This is a genomic window from Paenibacillus sp. 1-8 (assembly GCF_056316205.1).
Window position 1 is genome coordinate 2,372,930 of the sequence record NZ_CM149995.1, and the last position, 21,258, is coordinate 2,394,187.

The following is a 21,258-nucleotide window of genomic DNA, read 5'->3' on the forward strand; positions in this document are numbered from 1 at the left end:
ATTGCCATGCTGGTCGCAGAAAGATATGAGATGATCGTACAGCTCGTCAATGAAAAAGGAAGCATACGTGTGTCGGAGTTGAGTGAGCTGTGCAAAGTAACGGAGGAAACGATCCGCCGCGATCTGGACCGTCTGGAGCAGGCGGGACGGTTGCGCCGTTCACATGGTGGAGCGGTTAGCGTCAAAAACGAGCAGCCCGAAACGCCGTATGCGGTACGGGAAATTATGAACGCAGAGGAAAAGCGCCGGATTGCCGAGGAAGCGGTCAAGCAGATTCAGCCGCATGATCGTATTTTGCTGGACGCCAGCACAACGGCCTGGTATATGGCGTCGATTTTGCCGGATATTCCGCTGACGATATTGACGAATTCGATCCGTGTAGCAACAGAGCTGGCAGGTAAGGAAAAAATCGAGGTCATTTCGACGGGAGGGCAGTTGCTTCAACGCTCGCTGTCGTTTGTAGGCCCGCTCGCAGAGCGCTCGTTGGAATCCTATTATGTGGATAAACTGTTTTTCTCTAGTCAGGGAGTGCATCTGGATCGGGGCATTAGTGAATCGAATGAGCTGCAAGCCCGTTTGAAGCAGAAAATGGTCAGCATTGCAGACCGCGTGATTTTACTGGCAGATGCGAGCAAATTTGGGCAGCAGGCGTTTACGCATGTCGTGAAGCTGTCGCAGGTGTCCGAGATTATTACGGATTCGCGGTTGTCGGACCCCATTCGCAGTCATTTGGCAGAGCTGTCGATTCCAGTTACGGTTGTGTAAAGCGGGGAGTTTCCGAGGTGGAGGCCGCTTTGCGTTTCATTTGATCTTACGATCGCTGTTGTAGCGGGATTCTCTGATGATGTAGAACATGTATAGATGAGAATCCCGCAGCAAGCTTATGCTTACGATGAGAGCTTTCCTTTGGAAAGCTTTTAGGCGAGCGCTGACGCTTCTCCAGATTCAAATGAACCGCTCCGCTGGTATCCTCCATAAGTGGATTTTTTGGTAGTGAGTAGGTATCGGTTCAAACATAGTGACGTTAGACTAACTAAGACAGCTCAACAGGAAAAAGTACAACAATCAAGATAATTAGAAAGCGTTTACTTTTCGAATAAGCTGAACTCGAAAAATTCACATAAAACGAAGTAGACGGAATGGTGTTGTACAAGCGAAGCGGTCGCTTTTGTCCCCGGATTTCTACCCTGATGAAAGGCTTAATTCAAGAAATCCGGGGGCGGTGGCGATGGGAAGCACCATCCGACTACGCAGTGGCACCAAAGGTAACTTTTCAGTTATAAAGTATAGCTATTCCATGGACGGAAGGGGTGTTCCGTATGAAGGTATCTTTATTTATTACCTGCCTGAGTGATGCGATTTATCCCAAGGTGGGGGAAGCGATGGCACATTTGCTTGCCAGATATGGTGTTCAACTGGATTTTCCGAAGGTGCAGACATGCTGCGGACAGCCGTCCTATAACAGCGGCTATTGGGATGAAACGAGGGCAGCAGCAAAAACGATTTTGAAAGCGTTTGACGACAGCGACTTTGTCGTATCGCCCTCCGGTTCCTGCACTTATATGATTCATCATTACCCGGAGTTGTTCAAGGATGAGTCGGAATGGCTGGACTCAGCGCGGCGACTGGAGCAAAAGATGTATGAGTTTACGCAATTTATGGTGCAGGTGCTTGGCGTGACCGATGTGGGCGCGTCTTTTCCGCATACCGTAACCTACCATCCGTCTTGCCACGGTACCCGTTTGTTGGGCGTGAAGGAGGAGCCAATGCAGCTAATTGCCAGCGTAAAGGGCTTGCAGCTGGTGCCGCTTCCTTTTGCCGAGGATTGCTGTGGCTTTGGCGGAACTTTTGCGGTGAAAATGCCAGATATTTCGGGAGCGATGGTGACTGAAAAAGTGGACCATATCAGGGAGACGGAAGCCGAGGTACTGGTCGGACTGGATATGGCCTGCCTAATGAACATTGCCGGAAATCTCCGGTATCGGAAAGAGCCAGTTCGGGTTATGCATCTGGCTGAGCTGCTGTACGAAGGGGTGAAGCACGCATGACCGCTGTACATTCACATTCGATGAGCCAAAAGGTCAAAAAACGCGCCGAGCTGGCCCTGAACGACGATTTTCTGCGGAATGCGGTTCGTTTCACAACGGAGCGTTTGCGTAACGGCAAGCAGGCGGCTTCAGAGCAGCATGGGAATTGGGAGGAATGGCGTGAGCGGGGCCGTCAAATTCGGTTGCATACCATTGCTCATCTGGATTATTATTTGAACTTGTTTGTGGACAATGCCCGGGGCAACGGGGTGCATATCCATTTTGCCGATACAGCAGCAGATGCGGTACGGATTACGCTGGATATTGCTACCCACAATCAGGCTCGGTCTGTTGTTAAATCCAAGTCGATGGTGTCCGAGGAGCTACATTTGAATCAGGCGCTGGAGGGCGTGGATATCGAGACGATTGAAAGTGATCTCGGTGAATATATTATTCAGCTTGCAGGAGAGGCCCCATCCCATATCGTCATTCCGGCGATTCACAAAAACCGCTATCAGATTGCCGAACTGCTGTCGAAAGAAGCGGGGGAGGAATTGTCTGCGGATACGACGATTTTGGCTGGTTTTGTCCGCAAGAAGCTGCGTGAAAAGTTTCTGGAGGCGGATATTGGCATGACAGGCTGTAATTTTGCCATTGCAGAGACGGGTTCCATGGTACTGTTTGAAAATGAAGGCAATGCGCGGATGGTATCCACTTTGCCCAAAACGCAAATTACGCTGATGGGTATGGAACGGATTATTCCATCATGGACGGATCTGGAGGTTATGGCTACATTGCTGCCACGATCCGCTACCGGACAGAAGCTGACGATGTATATGTCCGGCATTTCAGGCCCACGACGCAGTCAAGATGCCGATGGGCCGGAGGAAATGCATATCATTATCGTAGATAACGGTCGCTCGCTTCAGCTAGGCAATCCTGAGTTTCAGGAGCTGCTGAATTGTATTCGTTGCGGGGCTTGCCTGAACGCCTGCCCAGTTTACCGTCACATTGGCGGACATGCGTATGGTGGGACATATAGCGGCCCTATCGGTGCAGTACTTACGCCTGCCCTGCATGGCAACATCGAAGAGTGGAACGACATTGCGAGTGCATCCAGCCTGTGTGGTGCGTGCTATGAAGCTTGTCCGGTCAAAATACCGCTGCATGATATGCTGGTTTATTTGCGTAGACGCAAGGTGGAGGCAGGACAAGGAGATAAGCTGGAAACGGCGGGGATGAAGGGGTTCGCGACAGTGGTTTCCAGCTCGAAGCGATTCGCAGCAGCGATTCGGCTTGGGCAGATTGCCCAAAAAGCGGTCGTCCGTAAGGGAGAAATCACCCTTAAGGTTGGCCCGTTAAAGGGCTGGAATACGTACCGTGTGGCTCCGACTCTGGCGAAAAAATCCTTCCGTCAGCAATGGAAAACACTGGAGCATGAGTTGGAGCAAGAACGCACCGTGATGCAATCGGATGTCCATAGCCGAATGGAGAAGATTTTGGCGGATAGAAGTAAAGGAGGCAGGCAGCATGAGTGAACAGAATAGACCTTCTGCGCAAACAAAGGTGGCCCATGAAGCGTGGCTCCATCAAATGGAAGCGGAATCCCGCGCCAAGCAGGTACGCTTTATGGATGGCATCGCAACGAAGCTCAAGCGTCCGCGACAGACGGAGCCGCCCGTGCAGCCGTTTCGCGGTGCACCTGCATTTTGGCATGAATTCGAATGGAGCTCGGAGCAGCGCATCGAAGAGTTTACCGCCAACTTTACCAGTGTTGGCGGGCATGTTGTGCGTCTGCCGGATCTGGAGCAGACGGCAGACTGGATCGCGCGCAAGGCGCGAGAGCTGGGAGCGGCCTATATCGTCCGGCAGAATGAGCCGGATCTGGATGCGCTCCGGTTGGAATCGGCGCTGCCGGAAGTCCGTCTATCGGTGTGGAACACCGATCCAGTCGAGGACTGGAAGGCCCGCGCCGCCGAGGCGGATATCGGCATCGTGATTGCCGACGAAGCCGCTGCCTACACCGGATCGGTGGCGGTGCTATCCTCGCCGGAGAAGGGCCGTGCGGTCAGCCTGCTGCCTACCGTACTGATCATTATCCTGCCGGTGGAGCGCTTGCGAACACGGCTGGGCGAGATTTTATGCTGCTTTGACGAAGTCGGGCGCGAGCAACTGCCCGCAGGGATTCATTTTATTACTGGACCCAGCCGTTCGTCGGATATTGAAAATGATTTGACTATCGGCGTACACGGGCCCGGAATCGTTTATACGTTGTTAATGGGCTAGTTTATAGGTGGAGTTAGCAGGTAGACTGGCCATTCAACTGCCAATACAACGTACGGAACATTCCAGCCCTTACTGCGGGCGGCTGAGATAATACCACATGCCACAAAATCGTTAGTTCTCATGATGGCATGCGGACGTTCCTTTAACGAATCCAGCTTGGCAAACGCCCGCATTCCGTCCTGCACCGTATGGATACCGCTGAGCAACCATTCCTCATTCACTGGCAGCTTCCTTGCTTATGAACTTCTTAACTTTTGTTAAGAATTGACGGGGAATAGAAAAAAAAGAACTTTCAATCCACATAAAAGGTGCATGTAAGCACTTCAAGGTGGCTATGAAAGTTCTTTTTCATATTTAATTTTCGTCATATGGTGGTTACTTGCAACGTCTGATCTGTCCGCGAATGGCTCCATCTGGATGCCGAACGGTGTGAACATTAACGTAAGCATTGCCTTCTCTGATTTGGCAAACTAAATCATAAATGGTTCTGCCTCTGAGTGGACCGACGAGGTCACATGCACGCAGCACGCCGCTAACAACGCCTCTTTTGACCGTGATCCCAAATTTTGAAGGGCCGAACAAGACAGCTACGATCGGACCATTTTCACCTCTGCGACCCAGATGAATATGCGCTTGGGTTACACGTGAAATGTTGCGTACAGTAAGTTCGAATTTTAATTGTCGACGTTCCTTTTGGTAATGAAACTCCGCATTTCCCGTGGCATTTGTTCTGACAGGAGGTACTTCATGACTCCCCCTTAAGGTGGCTTTAAACCTAGACATTACATCGCTCCTTTTCCCAGTGTTGGTTTAGTGTATTCATAGGGTCAGGGAAAGGGCTGTACATTCGCCTATAAAGAGAAAGTTGTGTGTTTAGCAAGTTATTTAGTCCAAGCATATAAGTCATCTTTTCATAGACTATGAGTATCTGGTAGAGAAAGGGGGAAAAACCATGGGAACATTTATTGATGGAAGAACATCTCAAAATGCCTCATTTGCAAACTCTATTTCCATTCCGATCACCGTTTTGAATACGCCGCAATTGTTTGGACAGATCGGATTAAACACACTGGGAATTACAGGCACGGCACGGGTTCTGCTTAAAGGGACTCTGTCGGTTCAACTGCCACTCGCTTTAGTAGGAATTACGATCACCATTGTAAGAGGGACCTTGCCAACCGATCCTCTCGTTTATTCGGCAACGTCTACGTTTAGTTTAAGTATAACGGCTCCTCAGGTCATCGCGTTCTCGGCTGATGACTTTAACCCGCCGATTACGCCACAGTTGGTTTACACCGCTTTTGTTTCTTCGAACCTGCTGGGTACGATACGGGTAGGTCCAGAGAGCTTCGATGGAATTTTGGTTGGAGATTAATGTAATGTTGTAAATGAATTAAATTTCAAAAAGGTTCCTTCTGTACGAGGCTCCGCAGGTGAATATCTGCGGGGCTCATTCACATTGGGATATTTACATAATATACCCATTTATTCTATAATGTTTAAGAATGCGATTGATTTGAAAGGGAGTGATCGGATGAATAAGCAGGCTCTTGCCTGCATAGGAATCAAATGGGCACAAACCTGTATCCATGAGGTAAAAGAACGTAATTTTATGTATGCGCTTACAAAAGAGTTGAAACGTCCTTAGGGTATTCTACATTTTGGAGGAGGAATGATGATATGAAGTGGATGAAAGGAATGACCCGTATGCTTTTGGTCGCTTTATTATGTAGTACGCCGGGCTTGAATGGGACTACGCCTGCGTATGGAGCGGCTGGCGATTACAAATTTGATTTTGGCGCGGGGCCAGTGGAATCAGGCTATACCGGGGTGAACGCATCCCTGCGATACGATGCGACGCGCAGTTATGGCTTTCGTACACCCGAGAACGTACGCAATGTGGGAGCATCGGGTACTGGTGTCGCTAGTGATGCGGTACGGTTTCTGACGACCGGTACGAAAAGCGGGAATACATTTGATATGGACCTTGCCCCAGGGCTATATGAGGTGTCGGTCACGCTAGGGAATACGACCCGAGCGAGCGTTGCCGCCGAGGGAGTCTATCAGGTCATCAATATGACGGGGGACGGAGCGAAGGACCGTTTTCAAATTCCCGTGACCGATGGGCAATTGAATTTGCTGATGACTGAAGGTAAAGAGGGCACCTCTTTTGCAATAAGTGCATTGGAAATCAGGCGATTGTCTAACAACCCCGTTACGAATCGGACGATTTACATCGGCGGGGATTCTACCGTCTGCAATTACTATCCACTGGATAGCGGCGTGCAGGCCGGATGGGGTCAGTTATTGCCACAATTCGTAAATCCGAATACATTCCAGATCCGTAACATGGCGTCAGGTGGTCAAATTGCAAGGGGCTTTCATCATGACGGTCAGCTCGAGGCCATCGTCAAATACATTAAGCCGGGGGATTATTTCATTCTCCAGTTGGGCATTAATGACACCAACCCGAAGCATAACGAAAGCGAAGCGGAGTTTAAGGAATGGATGCGGGATATGATCCGGCAGGTCAAGGCCAAGGGGGCAACCGTAATCCTGTCAACACCGCAGGGGCGAGCTACGGATTTTAACGCCAACAATGTACACACTGCTGAAAATAGATGGTATAGAAGCTCTATTTTAGCGCTGGCTCAAGAGGAACAAACGCCTTTGGTCGATCTGAACGTGCTCAGCTCAGCTTATTTTACCTCCATTGGCCCGCAAGCCACGCTTGCCCTCTATATGAACGGTGACACGCTGCATCCGAATGTTGCGGGAGCAAAGGAACTGGCACGTCTAGTAGCTAAGGATTTAAAAAGGCAGGGTCTAAGCGGATTCTAGCCTTCGCCAACCGAAGACTGTGGGTGCTATAATGATAGAAAAACAGCGCGAGAGCCGGAATGGTTTTGTTGTATGGTGTCAGCACTGTTTTGAGACGTGAAGACCACAGTTTACGGCTAGGGGAAAGGAGATTCGACGATCACATGCAGCCTTTTACAGCTCGTGTATTAAAAATAATCCAGTCCATCCCTGAGGGGAAAATCATGACCTACGGACAAATTGCAGCGGAAGCAGGCAGTCCGAGAGGGGCGCGTCAGGTGGTGCGTATTTTGCATACGCTTAGCAGCAAGTACCGCTTGCCCTGGCACAGGGTCGTAAATCGATTGGGAGAAATCGCGCTACAGGACGATGAAGGAGCTTCTTTACAAAGGCTGCTTTTGGAAGCAGAAGGTATACAGTTTATGGAGAACGGACGAATTTCGCTGGAAAAATACCTGCATGATTCTCAAGGAATGACAGAAGACGAATAGATAGAAACAACCTAAAAATGCCGATCACGTACGCATCCAAGCGACGTTGATCGGCATTTTAGGTTAGAAGCGAGATTCATCTCTATTAAAATCATCCCTAGCTGATCAGATGCTGCTGATTCCGTTGGGCAAGGTGGAAAGAAATACTGTTTATAAGCGGTATATCGTTATTTTTCCGGGCTTCCCGGATCAGTTGTTTCTTTTGCTGTTCGGATTCACGTAAAAATCGGGTCATCCACAAATCAGACGGTTCGTTAGTAGTTGTCATGCGAGATTCTTTTATCATCTATTAACCCTCCCAGTGAGCGGCTGTTATTCTTTCTCTAGTATATGTTCCCAACCTTAATAGATGCTGTTGGTTTCCTTAAAATTAGCTGAAAATTAGGTGAAGTTCAGGTAAAAACAGGTTCATTTTATATCTGATTTGCAAGAGAACAGCTTGCATTGACAATATGCTGAAATAAAGGTTACAAAAATGTATTGATTTGACACCTTGTACCAACATTAACCTGAAAGTACAATTAGGTGGCGGATAGACTGTGGAAATTTATGTCGAAATCTATGGAAATAATTCGAAAGATTTCACTGAAAGGGGAGAGATTCATCTTATGAAGCAAAAAGTGGCTGCCACGCTGCTCGTTTTGACGATGTCGTCAGGCTTGATTTCCACCGTTCAGGCTGATAGTGCAGCAGGGAGTTCAACAGGAAATACGTCAGCAAGTATATCAGGAACTTCGTCTGCTGCGGTTACATCGAAGACCGCCTCCGTAACGGGACAGGCTTTACCTCCATTAACGCTCAAGCAGGCAGCGGAATGGGCACAGACGAATAGCTACAACACGCGTACCGCCGAGCGGGACGTGGAGCGTCGCAGAATGGAACTGAAAAATGCGGAAAAGGATCTGGGAAATGCATTCGTCGATTTTATAGATGGTGAATATGTTGGTGATGAGTCATCCTGGAGAAATTATAACTCTTCGACGTTATCCTATCTAGCCAGCAAAAAGCAGGCGCAGTTCGCCAAGGATCAGATTTATTTTAATGTGATGAAAAGCTATCAAAGCGTGTTCGTGGCAGAGAATCAGGTGAAAAATGATCTGGAAGCGCTTGAAATTGCTCAAGCGGAGGAAAAGATTGCACTCGCCAAATTTGCGCGCGGCAAGCTGTCTGAGTATGCGAAAAACGAGAGTACACAGGCCAGAAGCCAGGCGGAGCAGACGGTCGAGCAGGGAAAAATTGCGCTGCAAAAATCGCGTGACGCTCTGAATTTTCTGATGGGCCAGCCTAACGGAACAGCCTATGAAATGGTGGATCGACCAGTGTACAAGGAACCGAAGAAGCTGGATATCGAAATACATATACAACAGCTGATGGATATGAATCCGAACTTGTGGAAGCTGGAGGATAGCATCAAGACCTCGGAACTCAATGTGAGATATTTCGATTTTAACAGCGGTGCAGGTGCTTACGATCTAGCCAAAATGGACGTGGATACAGCCAAGGAGGAGCTGGACAAGGGACAAAAGGATTTTGCCGAATCGCTCCGCAATTTATATGCCACGGTCAAGGAAAACCAAAAAAAATACGTTCAACTGGAAGAAAGTCTGCGCACGGCAAAAGAGGGGCTGGAGCTGTCCCGCAAAAAGTGGGCCAGAGGCTTAATTATCGAGCTGGAGCTGAAAAATAGCCAGTTGAAGGTGGACCAGATTGAACGGCAAATGGAAGAGCTGGCGATTGAGCTGAGTCAGAATGAGTACACGTTGAGCAAGCCATGGAGCACATAAGGAGGAAACAAAGTTGGCAGAAGCGGTTTTAAACGATGCATTATTAAAGTTACGAAGAAAACGGAGAAAAAAGTGGATCTGGACCGCGGTTGTGCTGCTGGTTATAGGCGGGGGTGGAACAGCAGTGTATTTGAAGCTGCCCAAAGAGCAGGCTGCACCATTGGTTCAGGACGAGACGCTTAAAGTGGAGCGCGGGGATGTGAGCGAGAAGCTGGATACGTCTGGTACTGTGCAGGCTTCCAAGGAAGTAAAGCTGAATTTCACAAGTGCAGGCGAAAATAAGCTGGCGGCGGTAAACGTGAAGGCCGGAGACAAGGTGAAAAAAGGACAAGTCCTGGCTCTTTTGGACAGCTCTGAAATTAAGATGCAGATCCAGAGCGCATCCGATAATTTGGAAATATCCAAATCCAAGCTGGCTGAATTGGAGAAGGGGCCGAAGGCGGAGGATATTGAAATTCAGAAGACGAACGTGCTTCGGGCTAAAATGGCTGTCGATACAGCGCAGGAATCATTTGAGCTGGAAGAAGCGGAAAGTCAGAAGAAGGCTTCCAAAAAGCAGCTGGAGCAGGCACGTAAGGCATATGAAGATCAAAAGTTTTTACATGATGCCGGGGCGGTGTCTAACAGTGAAATGGAGCAGGCAGAGCAAGCACTGGATAAGGCACAGACAGATTATGACGGTCTGGATTTACAATTCCGCAAAATCATGTCGCAAAAACGTCATGCCATCGCAGACGCTGAAATTGGCTATCGATCGGCTATGGCTGAGCTTCGCAAAACTGAGGTTCCGGCCGATGCCTCCAATATCCAATCCGCACGGATTGAGGTTAGAAGACTGGCCACCGAGCTGGAGCAGAAAAAAAATGACCTGAACAAGCTTCAGGTCACGGCACCGTGGGACGGAGTCATTTTAAAGGTGAACGGGGATGTCGGAACCAGTCCGACGGCTCCTTTTATCGTTATGAACAACTCGGACTCCAACAATCTCAAAATTGTTGCGAAAATTAGTCAGAACGATATTGTAAAGGTGAAAAAAGGACTTTCAGCGGTGTTATCCACCAATGCTTATCCGGGTGAGTCGTTCCCTGGGAAGGTGCAATTTGTCTCACCGGAGGCATCCACAGATGAAGGCATGACGACTTATCTGATGGAGCTGTCTGTTCATGATCCGAAGGGCAAGCTGAAAACGGGCATGATTATGAATGTCGCTGTTATTATGGGGGTACACAAAAATGTGTTGTTCGTACCAGCGACTGCGCTAAGATCAGAGGGGGGACAGGACGGCGTGTATGTTTCCTCTAATAACTCTGCAAATCCAGGCGCGCGCACATTCAAGCCCGTAGAACTCGGATTTTACACGCCAGATCGAGTCGAGCTCAAGTCGGGTGTGAAGGAGGGTGACACTCTTATTGTGCCTGCTCCTGAACCTCCGCCGGACCCTTCCGCTATGGGCGGTATGCAGGGAGGCTTTTAAACAGGTATGAGATACGTCATTCAGATTGAGGATTTGAAAAAAGTGTACCAGGTCGGGGATCAGGAAATTCATGCCCTGCGTGAGGTACAACTTGATATTGCTGACGGTGATTTTGTTGCGATCATGGGACCGTCTGGATCAGGCAAGTCCACGATGATGAATGTCATCGGTTGTCTGGATCTGCCTACCTCGGGGCAATTTTATTTGGACGGTTATTCCATACTGGATGCACGTGAGGATGAGCTGGCTATTATCCGTAATCAGAAAATCGGTTTTGTATTTCAAAAATTTCATTTGCTTCCGCGGGCCACAGCTTTGGATAACGTAGAGCTGCCCATGATCTATGCCGGGGTATCAGCCAAGGAGCGGCGCTTGCGTGCCATTGAGGCGCTGACCAGCGTGGGGCTGGGCGATCGGATGAACAACAAGCCGAATGAGCTGTCAGGCGGTCAGCAGCAACGGGTATCCATTGCGCGCGCACTTGTGAACAATCCGGTCATTCTTTTGGCGGATGAACCGACAGGCGCACTGGACTCCAAAACAAGCGTTGAAATTATGGGGATTTTTCAGCGTCTGAACGACCAGGGCAAAACGGTTGTGCTCGTTACGCATGATCAGGAGATTGCAGAATACGCCAAGCGTCTGATTCATTTTCGCGATGGACGGATTGAAGAGGATCAGCCTGTTGGGAACCGAAGAATGGCGGCAGAGGAAGTGAAGGCATGAAATTTCGGGAAATTATCCGGGTATCGCTCAACAGTTTGCGAACCAATATGCTGCGATCCTTGCTGACCATGCTGGGTATTATTATTGGGGTGGCTGCTGTAATCGCGATTGTAGCCATCGGTAAAGGCTCTACGGCCACGATTACGTCGCAGATTAACAGTATGGGGAATAATTTGCTCATGATTTATCCTTATGCCCCATATGATGGGTCCAGCTCCATGTCGTTCAGTCAGACGAAAGGAATATCTCTGGAGGATATCGCTGCGCTAGAGGAGCAAAAAGCCGTAGCCGAGGTAGCTCCAAGTGCAATGACCAATGCGGATATTACGTGGAGCCGCAATAAGGTCAGCGGGCAAATTGAGGGGACTTCGCTGGCATTCGTTCACGTGAGAAAGCTGTCGCTCGCTCAGGGCAGGTCGTTTACCCACTATGAAGTGGATAAACGTATGAATGTGGCCGTGCTTGGGAGTGATGCGGCCCGTAATATTTTTGGCCCAGATGCTTCCAGGGCGGTCGGTGAGACGATCATGATCAAGCAGCTTCCTTTTAAGGTGGTCGGTGTGCTGACAAATTCCAATTCCAATATGAGCAACAGCGGGCAGCAGGTATATGTGCCGATTACAACGGGGATGGAACGGCTGGGCAATATGAGCATTCAGCAGGTGAATGTCTCTGCAACAACGGAGGAGAAGATCGATCAGGCAAGTGCTGAAATCCGGCAGGTGCTGCGTGTCAGGCATGAGCTGAAGCCATCAGAGGGCGATGATTTTCAGATCACGACCCAAACGGAGATTCTAAAAACGGTCTCAGGTGTAGACAAGGTTATGAATATGTTGTTGCTCGGCGTCGCTGCAATAGCGCTTGGTGTTGGGGGCATTGGTATCATGAATATTATGCTGGTGTCTGTCACGGAACGGACGAGGGAGATCGGGATTCGCAAGGCGATTGGTGCGCAGCGCAGTGATATTATGCTGCAATTTCTGGCCGAGGCTGTTTTTCTCAGTCTGATGGGCGGACTGGTTGGCGTTATGGCGGGTCTTGGGGGCGCGAAGCTGCTGGAGAAATTTGTCCATATGCCGATTGTGTATACGATGGAACCAGTGCTGTACTCTTTTCTGTGCTGCATGGGGGTTGGTGTGCTGTTTGGAGTGTACCCGGCGCGGAAGGCGTCCAAGCTGCGTCCGATTGATGCTTTAAGATACGAATAAAGGAGCGGATACTTCGTCTTACTCGAAAGAGCAGGATGTGAAGTATCCGCTTTTTTTAGTGTGGTATAAGTGCTTTAAACGATAAAAAACCATCAATAACCGCTTTAATCTTATATATGTGATGTTTTATATAATTTTATAGGTTGATTTTTAATTATATATGACGTATTATATTCAATATCAGATAGCAAGGAAAAAAAGGAGGGGCGTTCATCATCGACCTTACGGCAAGACAAGTAGAAATTTTAAACATCGTACAAAAGCATGCCCCGATTACCGGTGATCAGATTGCGGAAATGCTCAATCTCAGCAAGGCGACCATTCGGACCGACCTATCCAAGCTGGGTATTTTGAATTATATAGATGCGAAGCCCAAGGTTGGTTATTTTGTCGGAAAACGGGGCACGCCGAACCGGGAGGAAAAATTCCGGCTCTTGCAAATGAAGGTCGGCGATCTTCACGGGGTTCCAGTCATCGTACGCGAAACAACAACGATTCAGGAAGCTGTCGTAGCTCTTTTTTTGGAAAATGTGAGCAATTTGATCGTCACTGATGAAGACGGAGATTTGGCAGGGGTAGCTTCCCGCAAGGATTTGCTCAAGGTTACTTTAGGTAATCCCAATGCAGCGACCATTCCTGTCAGTCTCGTAATGACCCGTCAGGCGAATGTCGTCACTGTTTTCCCGGAAGACACTGTATTGGAGGCAGCGCGCAAAATCATTGCCCGTCAAATTGACAGTTTGCCTGTCGTCGTCCCTTCCAACTCCGACAAACCAGGAGAGCATTGGAAAGTCGTGGGACGCATTACGAAAACAAATATCATCAAAATGTTGCTCGATATGGTAGCAGAGGATTAATGGGAGGAATCGAATGGTTCAGGCGAGCAGTCATTTTATAGCGATCTGTTCAGACTCGATTGGCGAGACGGCGGAAGCCGTCGTTCGGGCGACCATGCGCCAATTTGAGCTACCGGACACAGAGATCAAGAGATTTATGAATGTAAGAGATGAAGACGAACTGAGTCGGGTGATGGAAGAGGTGGCCGAGCGTAAAGGCTTTGTAGCCTATACGCTGGTACAGCCGGAGTTGAGAGAAGCAATGAAAGAGGAGGCTGTCCGGCTGAATGTGCGGGCTGTCGATATCATGGGCCCGATGATGCAGGCGTTTGCCGATACGTTCCATGATGATCCGAAGGAAAAACCCGGTCTGCTGCATCGGATGGACGATAATTATTTCCGCCGTGTGGAAGCCATGGATTTTGCGGTTCAATATGATGATGGCAAAGATGTGAGCGCCATTCTCAAAGCAGATATTGTACTGCTTGGCGTTTCCCGTATTTCCAAAACCCCTTTGTCGATGTTTCTGGCCCATAAAGGCTTTAAAACGGTCAACATTCCCATTGTACCGGAGTTGACCCCACCCGCACAGTTAAAGGATGTACAGCATGGTCGGGTGTTTGGGTTGACGATCCAGCCGGAGCTGCTGTTAAAAATACGCAGTGAGCGACTCAAGGTGATGGGATTGCCCAACAATGTGCAATATGCTACATCGACGCGGGTGGAGGAAGAGATCGCGTATGCGCAATCCCTGTTTACGGAATTAGGTTGCCCGATCATTGATGTCACGGATAAAGCGATTGAAGAAACAGCGGGTTTGATTATCAAAATGTTATAGCAGCGTAGCTGCTCTATAGATAATAGTTGCTGTAGGATACAGGAGTGTTATAGATATATAAATAGCAGCAAAGCTGCTCTATAAATAATAATTTGCTATAGGATAACAATTATATATAGAAGAGGTGGAGGGATAGGTATGGAGAGTCAACTGGCATTGGAATTCGTTCGGGTTACAGAGGCGGCAGCGCTGCAATCAGCGCAATGGATAGGACGTGGAGATAAGAACAGCGCGGACGAGGCGGCTACGGTAGCCATCCGCACTCATTTTAACGCAGTATCTATGGACGGTACGGTCGTCATTGGCGAAGGAGAAATGGATGAGGCTCCCATGCTGTATATCGGGGAAAGAGTAGGCAATCGCAGAGGGCCGGCCTTAGACATCGCCGTCGATCCGCTGGAGGGAACCGAAACGGTGGCGAACGGATTGAACAATGCCTTCTCGGTCATTGCTGCTGCTCCTCGTGGTGGTCTGCTCCATGCTCCGGATATGTATATGCAAAAAATGGCCGTAGGCCCGGCACTGGCTGGAAAGCTGTCACTGGATGATCCGATTCCGACTACCCTGTCAAAGGCCGCACGGATATTGGGTAAATCCTTGTCCGAACTTACCGTGTCCATTCTGGATCGTACACGTCACGCCGGAATCATCAAGCTGCTGCGGGAAAGCGGCGTTCGGATCAAGCTGCTTGGGCATGGAGATGTAATGGGTGCAATTGAAACATCCCTGGATAGCGGTGTGGATCTGCATATCGGCTCCGGTGGAGCGCCTGAAGGTGTGCTGGCTGCGGCAGCGCTGAAATGCATGGGTGGAGAGATTCAAGGTCGCCTGTTGCCTCATGATCAAGAAGAGATCGAACGGTGCAAACGTATGGGCATTGCTGATCCGGGGGCTTTATTGTCCATGGAGGATATGGTCGGACGTAAAGGCGTAATGTTTGTGGCTACTGGCGTGACACCGGGCGAGTGGCTGCAAGGGGTTCGTTCCCTCCCTGGTCATAGAGCGGAAACCCATTCGGTCGTGATGCACTCGGAAACGAAAACGATCCGCTTTGTACGGAGTATTCACCATACGGCTGACTCTTCCGGTACGCTCGCTGCAGCCGCATCCTCTTAAGTCTTCACAGCTACATCAAAGACCAAGTCATAAAAGCTTAAAAACAGCAAGTCTCTTACCACATGGAGACTTGCTGTTTGGTGTTTCCGATTCGTTTACCGATTGCAGAAGGGCCAGAACCAAAGATATAAATTTCCTGAAAATTGACACTTTTGAAGGAAGATAAAAACGTTTCTATTAAAGTTTGAAAAGAAAATTCATAGCTTCAGGAAAGAACAATTCAATCTGAACTGCAATTTTTAGACGGAGAGTCAAAAAAAATTTCATGAAAATTGGTTCTATTGAACTATAAAACAATATTATTTATTAAAAAATTAAAGAGTTATTAATTTTGATTGATGTGAGCTTGATGAAATTTAATCCCATAAAATAGGAAGATAAAGGCTGTTGCGGAAAAAGGCGGAATTTGTCGGATAATATCAGGCTGAATTTGTTACATTTATGTTAATGGCATGTAAAGGTAAAATTGTTGTAGCACAAGGCTTTCGGCGTCTATTGCAAATCATCATCATTGTGATTTTACAAAAGCATGAAAATTTGAAACCTCGTTTTAAATCAAATTAACAGATCATGATCGGCAGGTAATTCATGCAAAAAGTGAAATTGTTGCTTTTAAAGTCTGAAAATAAATAGCATAATATGTATTTTGTTTATTTTTATGAACTCTATCAAGTTAGATCTTTTGTCCCATGCCAAGCGGTTTTAAAGTTTGTATATTTAAAAATAGCTAGAAAGTGTTGGAAGAAAAAAAGCGATATAAGGATTTGCTGTAAAATCCTGAACTGCATAGAGGATGGAGGAATTCATATGACGACTCGGTCACAATCTTGGTTTGCGAAAACTGCGGTCCATCCGGCTGAGAAGCTCCAACTATTTTGCTTCCCTTATGCCGGTGGCGGCGCTTCCATATTTAATTCCTGGAAGTCTAGACTTGCGCCTGACATTACGGTGTTGCCTGTACAGCTTCCAGGACGTGAAAGCCGCTCAACAGAGGCTCCAATGGACACCATTCAGGACATCGTGCAATCGTTGATTCCCGCTATGGCTCCATACGTACATAAGCCGTTTGCTTTTTTCGGACACAGTATGGGAGCACTGATTGCATTTGAAACAGCACGGCAGTTGTATAACAAAACCGGGACTTTGCCTGTCCATATCATCGTATCCGGTAAATCCGCACCACATCTTCCGTATTCCAAAAAACAACTCCATGATTTAGCAGATCAACCTTTCACCGAAGAGCTTCGTTTGATGCAGGGAACACCCGAAGAAGTACTGCAAAATGCAGAGTTAATGCAAATTATTATGCCTCGTCTGCGTGCAGATTTTAAGGTGTGCGAAACGTATGTTTATCAACCGGGGAGTTCATTGGCCTGTCCGATGACCATTTTAGGCGGCATGAAGGATCATGAGGTGACGACTGATTCACTCCATGCCTGGCAGCAACACACCACATCGCCCATAGATGTGCGAATGTTCGAAGGCAATCACTTTTTCATCCATGAACAAGAGCAAGAAGTTATAAGCGCAGTCGTGAATATTTTGTCCGCATCTTCAGCTCTGAACCCCGCTACCGCAGCTCATACATCTTACAGCACCAATACTCTACAACCACGATTCAGACAGAGTTAAATGCCCCACACATCACGATACACCACGATACACAACATGATTAACATCTCAGTAACAATCCAACAGCCAACCCACCACCATGATGCAATTCCCAGCATAATTCAAGAACGATTTCATTCCACGCAAACACTCCTACATCCAGAGCCAGAGTTTATCTCACCGTGTCCATTGCAACTAAAAAAGTTCGCACTGCGAAAGTGTGAGCAACGAAAAAGAGGGATGTCTTTGTTTCGATCTAATTCTGCTTTTCGGAGACTCGCACGTTATGTAAGACCGTACAATCTATGGGTTCTCATAACGGTGATCGCCTCCTTATGTTTGGCAGCCATAGACATTATTTTGGGTAAGGCCATTGAGCAAATGGCACAGGGGACATTCTCCTCCGCCCAGAACATGATCTATCTGGTTGTTGGTATGACGCTAATTGGAATGCCCTGTAAGTTTGTGATGAGGTACGCTTCAGCGCGATTTAGCGTTAGCGCTTTGCGGGACTTGAGAGGCGACCTCGTACATAAGTTTTGCGATTTACCGATTTCCAGCGTGGAGAGGAAGTTCACCGGAGATTTGGTATCCCGTCTAACAAACAATACGGCGGTGTTACAGAACTTTTTTATCCAGCAGTTTGCCAATCTGTTTTATTTACCGCTTGTGTTTACGGCATCGTTAACGTTGCTTTTACTGACAAGCTGGAAACTGATTTTGGCAAGTCTTGCGCTCATGCCTGTAGGAATGATCATAACATCACTGATGAGCAAGCCGATTGAAAAATACTCCGAGGAGCTTCAGGAGAAAATGGCTCATTTGAACGCGGTGGGGCAGGATGCGATCGGAGGAATTCCTATCGTCAAGGCATTCAATATGCAGGCTGTGCTGTTGAAGAAGTATATGGTGATTATGGAGGAGGTCGTCAAGCGCGGCTTGCGGCTGGAAAAACGCTATGCGTTCATTACTCCGGTAGGTGTGATGATGCTGGCAACACCGATTATTTTGGTCATTGTGTACGGAGGATACCTGATTCAACATGGAGAGCTGAATGCTGGAGGCATTGTCCTATTTTTATATCTGATTTCGTTCATATTGCAGCCCATTTCAATGCTGCCGACGATCATCTCGCAAATGAAGGAAGCAGGGGGAGCGGCTAAGCATTTGTTTGAGCTACTGGATTGGCCGGATGAACGTCAAGGCGGCGAAATCACTTCAGTCGGTCAAGATCGAGGGGATAAGGCCCGCCGTTTGCAAGACGATGCAGATAGGGAAGCCAAGCAAACTAGTGGAAGCGAGGCAGGCGGAGCAGAAAGCGATGATGACGTTGGTGACGCTGCTGTGGTCAGCTTTGAGCATTTGACCTTTGGCTACAACGAAGGGAACACGGTGCTGAAGGATATTAGCTTCCAGGTAGGACAAGGAGAAACGGTAGCGATTGTCGGCGCCAGCGGTGGCGGCAAAAGCACGATTTTCAAGCTGCTTTGCGGATTTAATGAACCGGGAGAGCATGCTGGAACCGTTCAACTATTTGGAAAGAGCTTGACAGATTGGAATTTAACAAGCCTGCGCAACCATATTTCGATGGTATCTCAGGAGCCGTCGCTTTTTCCAGCCACCATTGCAGAAAATATCGGATATGGACGTCTGGAGGCGACCCGGGAAGAAATTGTCGAGGCGGCGAAAGCGGCACATGCGCATGATTTTATTGTTCAGCTTCCCGAGGGCTATGAAACCCTTTTGAGCGAGCGGGGAGGCGGATTGTCCGGCGGACAAAAGCAGCGTATTTCCATAGCAAGAGCATTGCTGAAAAATGCTCCGCTGCTTCTACTGGACGAGCCAACCTCAGCGCTCGATAGCCAGTCGGAGGCTCAGGTGCAGATCGCGATGAATGCGGCAATGAGAAACCGGACGGTACTGGTCATTGCTCATCGACTGTCAACCGTACGTCAGGCGAACCGGATTATTGTACTCGATCAGGGGAGCATTGTGGAATCGGGGACCCATGAGGAATTGCTAGGCCGTGACGGTGTGTACCGAAAGCTGTATTTGAAAAATTTCGAAGAGGATCAGCATACGATGGAAAACGGTAATTCGATGCCGGAGGAAAGGAGTGAGAAGCGTGACCTTCAAGCAGGGGTTTTATGAGTTTAAGCAGTTGATGTCCCTGATGAAGCCGCACCGGAAATGGTATTTTACCGGGTTGGTTGGCAACAGTCTGACCAATGCCAGCATCACGATTTTACTTTCCTTTGTGGTGCATTATTTGCTGAATTTTGCGGTTGATGGCGATGTGCAGGAGCTATACCGGGCGGTTTATTTGGTCAGCGGTACATTTTTAGCATTAAGTCTTATTTCCCCGCTGTGCAGCTACATGTATAAGCGGTGTGTGAAGCTGGCGATTGCCGACGTACGGATGAGACTATTCGGGCATATCGTCAAGCTATCGTACGAAAAGGCCGAAAAACGACATTCGGGTGATCTTGTATCCCGTATGACGAACGATGTACAGGCGTTGGAGCAGGCTTACACCGTTCATATTCGCTCGATTATACTGGAAATTTCGCTTTTCTTTGGCTCACTGGTCATTATGATGGCGCTGGATTGGCGATTTGGGATTATGGCGGTTTTACTGGGGCTGGCCTCAGCTTGGGTCAATTCTCATTTCGCGAAGAAGATGCGACAGACGAGTGAAGAGTTACAGGGACGGATGAGCAGGTTCACGGAACGGTTGAGTGATTTGCTTTCCGGTTTGCAGACAGTGAAGCTGTTTGGATTGCGGAAAAAGGTAGGAGGCCTTTGTAACGATGCAAGTGAGGACATAAACAGCATCAGCATCCGGCAGGGACGTCATATGGGCTTGCAGGATATGTGCAATTTTATAATTGAATTCATTACGCTGGGCGGTGTGCTTGTCGCCGGACTGATTCTGGTTTCGCAGAAGCAAATGGAGCTGGGAGTACTGGGACAGATTGTACAGCTGCAAAGCGGTATTTCCACGGTGTTTTTGCAACTGGGGGCGGCTATATCATTGTTGCAAAACTCCTTGGCGGGTTTGGCGCGTATCCGCGAAATTCTGGATGAGCCGAAGGAAGAGGAGCACTTTCCAGCGGCGAAACAGAAGGGACTGCGGACTGGGCTTATCGGCCCGGAGGCGGCAGCTTTATCAGCCAGTGAACCTAAGGGATCTTATGGTGATGTCGAGACCGTGGGCCCAGGCCACGCCATTGAACAAGTTCCGGCTGCGCTGGAGCTGCACGACATCACCTTTGGCTATCAGCCGGACTGTCCAACGCTGCGAAGGTTGAACCTGATCGTGCCGGAAGGGCAGGTAACCGCGCTTGTCGGCCCGAGTGGTGGTGGCAAAAGCACAGTCATGAAGCTGTTGCTGGGCTTTTACCCACCGGATGAGGGTGTGCTGCGGGTCCGTGGTCGTTCGGCAGGAGAATTTCGGTTGGATGCGGTCAGGGATTTGATGGCCTATGTACCACAGGAGGCTACGCTGTTCCACGGTACAGTAGCGGATAATATCCGTTTTGGCTCACCGGATGCCACAGATGATGAAGTGAAGGCAGCGGCCAAAACGGCCTATGCCAGCGGCTTCATAGCCGAGCTGCCGGAGGGTTACGACACCATTGTCGGTGAACGCGGAGCCAACTTGTCCGGCGGTCAAAGACAGCGGATCGCGATTGCCCGTGCTTTGCTCAAAAATGCACCGATTTTGCTGCTGGATGAAGCGACCTCGGCCCTGGATGCAGAATCGGAATATGAAGTCCAGCAGGGCTTAAATGAGCTGATGAAGGATCGTACGACATTAGTCATTGCCCATCGATTGTCTACGATTGAGCGGGCGGATACGATCTGTGTCCTTGCCGAAGGCGAGCTGAAAGAACAGGGTACCCATGACCAGCTCCTTGCCGAGGGCGGTCATTATGCGGAGCTGTATGAGCTTCAGTTTCGAAAGCATCCTGAGGAACAAACCGCATAAATATGCTAGGTTTCTTTTTACCAATATCTATTTTACGAGGAGAGAGACGG

General features: G+C 48.7%; 20 protein-coding genes. 17 read left to right on the forward strand and 3 right to left on the reverse strand.

Features of this window, described 5'->3' with window-relative positions; genetic code table 11:
- Positions 1–6: 6 nt before the first annotated feature.
- From AC0WRU_RS11100 to AC0WRU_RS11115, 4 genes are all read left to right on the forward strand, one after another.
- Positions 7–765 carry a DeoR/GlpR family DNA-binding transcription regulator gene (locus AC0WRU_RS11100; protein ID WP_044647135.1) on the forward strand — a complete coding sequence of 253 codons (759 nt, stop codon included), beginning with the start codon at positions 7–9 and terminating at the stop codon, positions 763–765.
- 554 nt (positions 766–1,319) lie between these two features.
- A complete protein-coding gene (locus AC0WRU_RS11105) occupies positions 1,320–2,048 on the forward strand; it encodes a (Fe-S)-binding protein (protein WP_476128313.1) in 729 nt (242 codons plus the stop codon).
- Positions 2,045–3,565 (forward strand): LutB/LldF family L-lactate oxidation iron-sulfur protein, encoded by a 1,521-nt coding sequence (locus AC0WRU_RS11110; RefSeq protein WP_476128314.1) that lies wholly within the window; start codon positions 2,045–2,047, stop codon positions 3,563–3,565. Before AC0WRU_RS11105 ends, AC0WRU_RS11110 begins: the two co-directional genes overlap by 4 nt.
- Positions 3,558–4,313, forward strand: coding sequence for a LutC/YkgG family protein (locus AC0WRU_RS11115; protein ID WP_476128315.1), 756 nt, complete (start codon positions 3,558–3,560; stop codon positions 4,311–4,313). The genes AC0WRU_RS11110 and AC0WRU_RS11115 overlap by 8 nt, the downstream gene beginning before the upstream one ends.
- On the opposite strand, the gene AC0WRU_RS11120 is transcribed toward AC0WRU_RS11115, so the two are convergent.
- Positions 4,310–4,534 (reverse strand): hypothetical protein, encoded by a 225-nt coding sequence (locus AC0WRU_RS11120; protein ID WP_476128316.1) that lies wholly within the window; start codon positions 4,532–4,534, stop codon positions 4,310–4,312. The genes AC0WRU_RS11115 and AC0WRU_RS11120 overlap by 4 nt on opposite strands.
- Before the next feature lie 154 nt (positions 4,535–4,688).
- Positions 4,689–5,096: a CHRD domain-containing protein gene (locus AC0WRU_RS11125; RefSeq protein ID WP_476128317.1), complete on the reverse strand. Its 408-nt coding sequence runs from the start codon at positions 5,094–5,096 to the stop codon at positions 4,689–4,691.
- A 169-nt stretch (positions 5,097–5,265) separates the two neighbouring features.
- Between AC0WRU_RS11125 and AC0WRU_RS11130 the strand changes: the two genes are divergently transcribed.
- The 3 genes from AC0WRU_RS11130 to AC0WRU_RS11140 all read left to right on the forward strand — a co-directional run bounded on the left by AC0WRU_RS11130 (position 5,266) and on the right by AC0WRU_RS11140 (position 7,624).
- On the forward strand, positions 5,266–5,688 hold the full coding sequence (locus AC0WRU_RS11130) for a hypothetical protein (protein WP_476128318.1): 423 nt from the start codon (positions 5,266–5,268) through the stop codon (positions 5,686–5,688).
- 305 nt (positions 5,689–5,993) lie between these two features.
- The gene (locus AC0WRU_RS11135; protein WP_476128319.1) at positions 5,994–7,154 is read left to right on the forward strand and encodes a rhamnogalacturonan acetylesterase; all 1,161 of its coding nucleotides are present in this window, start codon (positions 5,994–5,996) and stop codon (positions 7,152–7,154) included.
- Between the two features lie 143 nt (positions 7,155–7,297).
- On the forward strand, positions 7,298–7,624 hold the full coding sequence (locus AC0WRU_RS11140) for an MGMT family protein (protein WP_476128320.1): 327 nt from the start codon (positions 7,298–7,300) through the stop codon (positions 7,622–7,624).
- Between the two features lie 97 nt (positions 7,625–7,721).
- Here the strand turns inward: AC0WRU_RS11140 and AC0WRU_RS11145 are convergent, their stop codons facing one another.
- The gene (locus tag AC0WRU_RS11145) at positions 7,722–7,910 is read right to left on the reverse strand and encodes a hypothetical protein (RefSeq protein ID WP_014281398.1); all 189 of its coding nucleotides are present in this window, start codon (positions 7,908–7,910) and stop codon (positions 7,722–7,724) included.
- Positions 7,911–8,232: 322 nt separating this feature from the next.
- Here AC0WRU_RS11145 and AC0WRU_RS11150 point away from each other — a divergent pair, with 322 nt between their 5' ends.
- From AC0WRU_RS11150 to AC0WRU_RS11195, 10 genes are all read left to right on the forward strand, one after another.
- Positions 8,233–9,408: a TolC family protein gene (locus AC0WRU_RS11150; RefSeq protein WP_476128321.1), complete on the forward strand. Its 1,176-nt coding sequence runs from the start codon at positions 8,233–8,235 to the stop codon at positions 9,406–9,408.
- Between the two features lie 13 nt (positions 9,409–9,421).
- Entirely contained in the window at positions 9,422–10,882 is a 1,461-nt protein-coding gene (locus tag AC0WRU_RS11155; RefSeq protein ID WP_476128322.1) for an efflux RND transporter periplasmic adaptor subunit, read from the forward strand.
- Positions 10,883–10,888: 6 nt separating this feature from the next.
- Complete coding sequence (locus tag AC0WRU_RS11160; protein ID WP_476128323.1) at positions 10,889–11,608, forward strand: ABC transporter ATP-binding protein; 720 nt, start codon at positions 10,889–10,891, stop codon at positions 11,606–11,608.
- Positions 11,605–12,816 (forward strand): ABC transporter permease, encoded by a 1,212-nt coding sequence (locus tag AC0WRU_RS11165; RefSeq protein WP_476128324.1) that lies wholly within the window; start codon positions 11,605–11,607, stop codon positions 12,814–12,816. Before AC0WRU_RS11160 ends, AC0WRU_RS11165 begins: the two co-directional genes overlap by 4 nt.
- A gap of 242 nt (positions 12,817–13,058) precedes the next feature.
- Positions 13,059–13,673, forward strand: coding sequence for a helix-turn-helix transcriptional regulator (locus AC0WRU_RS11170; protein WP_476128619.1), 615 nt, complete (start codon positions 13,059–13,061; stop codon positions 13,671–13,673).
- 13 nt (positions 13,674–13,686) lie between these two features.
- The gene (locus AC0WRU_RS11175; protein ID WP_476128325.1) at positions 13,687–14,490 is read left to right on the forward strand and encodes a pyruvate, water dikinase regulatory protein; all 804 of its coding nucleotides are present in this window, start codon (positions 13,687–13,689) and stop codon (positions 14,488–14,490) included.
- A 138-nt stretch (positions 14,491–14,628) separates the two neighbouring features.
- Positions 14,629–15,606, forward strand: a complete 978-nt coding sequence (gene glpX / locus AC0WRU_RS11180; RefSeq protein WP_476128326.1) for a class II fructose-bisphosphatase — start codon at positions 14,629–14,631, stop codon at positions 15,604–15,606.
- 807 nt (positions 15,607–16,413) lie between these two features.
- Complete coding sequence (locus tag AC0WRU_RS11185) at positions 16,414–17,238, forward strand: thioesterase II family protein (protein ID WP_476128327.1); 825 nt, start codon at positions 16,414–16,416, stop codon at positions 17,236–17,238.
- Positions 17,239–17,463: 225 nt separating this feature from the next.
- Positions 17,464–19,368, forward strand: coding sequence for an ABC transporter ATP-binding protein (locus AC0WRU_RS11190; protein ID WP_476128328.1), 1,905 nt, complete (start codon positions 17,464–17,466; stop codon positions 19,366–19,368).
- The gene (locus tag AC0WRU_RS11195; protein WP_476128329.1) at positions 19,343–21,208 is read left to right on the forward strand and encodes an ABC transporter ATP-binding protein; all 1,866 of its coding nucleotides are present in this window, start codon (positions 19,343–19,345) and stop codon (positions 21,206–21,208) included. Before AC0WRU_RS11190 ends, AC0WRU_RS11195 begins: the two co-directional genes overlap by 26 nt.
- Positions 21,209–21,258: the final 50 nt, after the last annotated feature.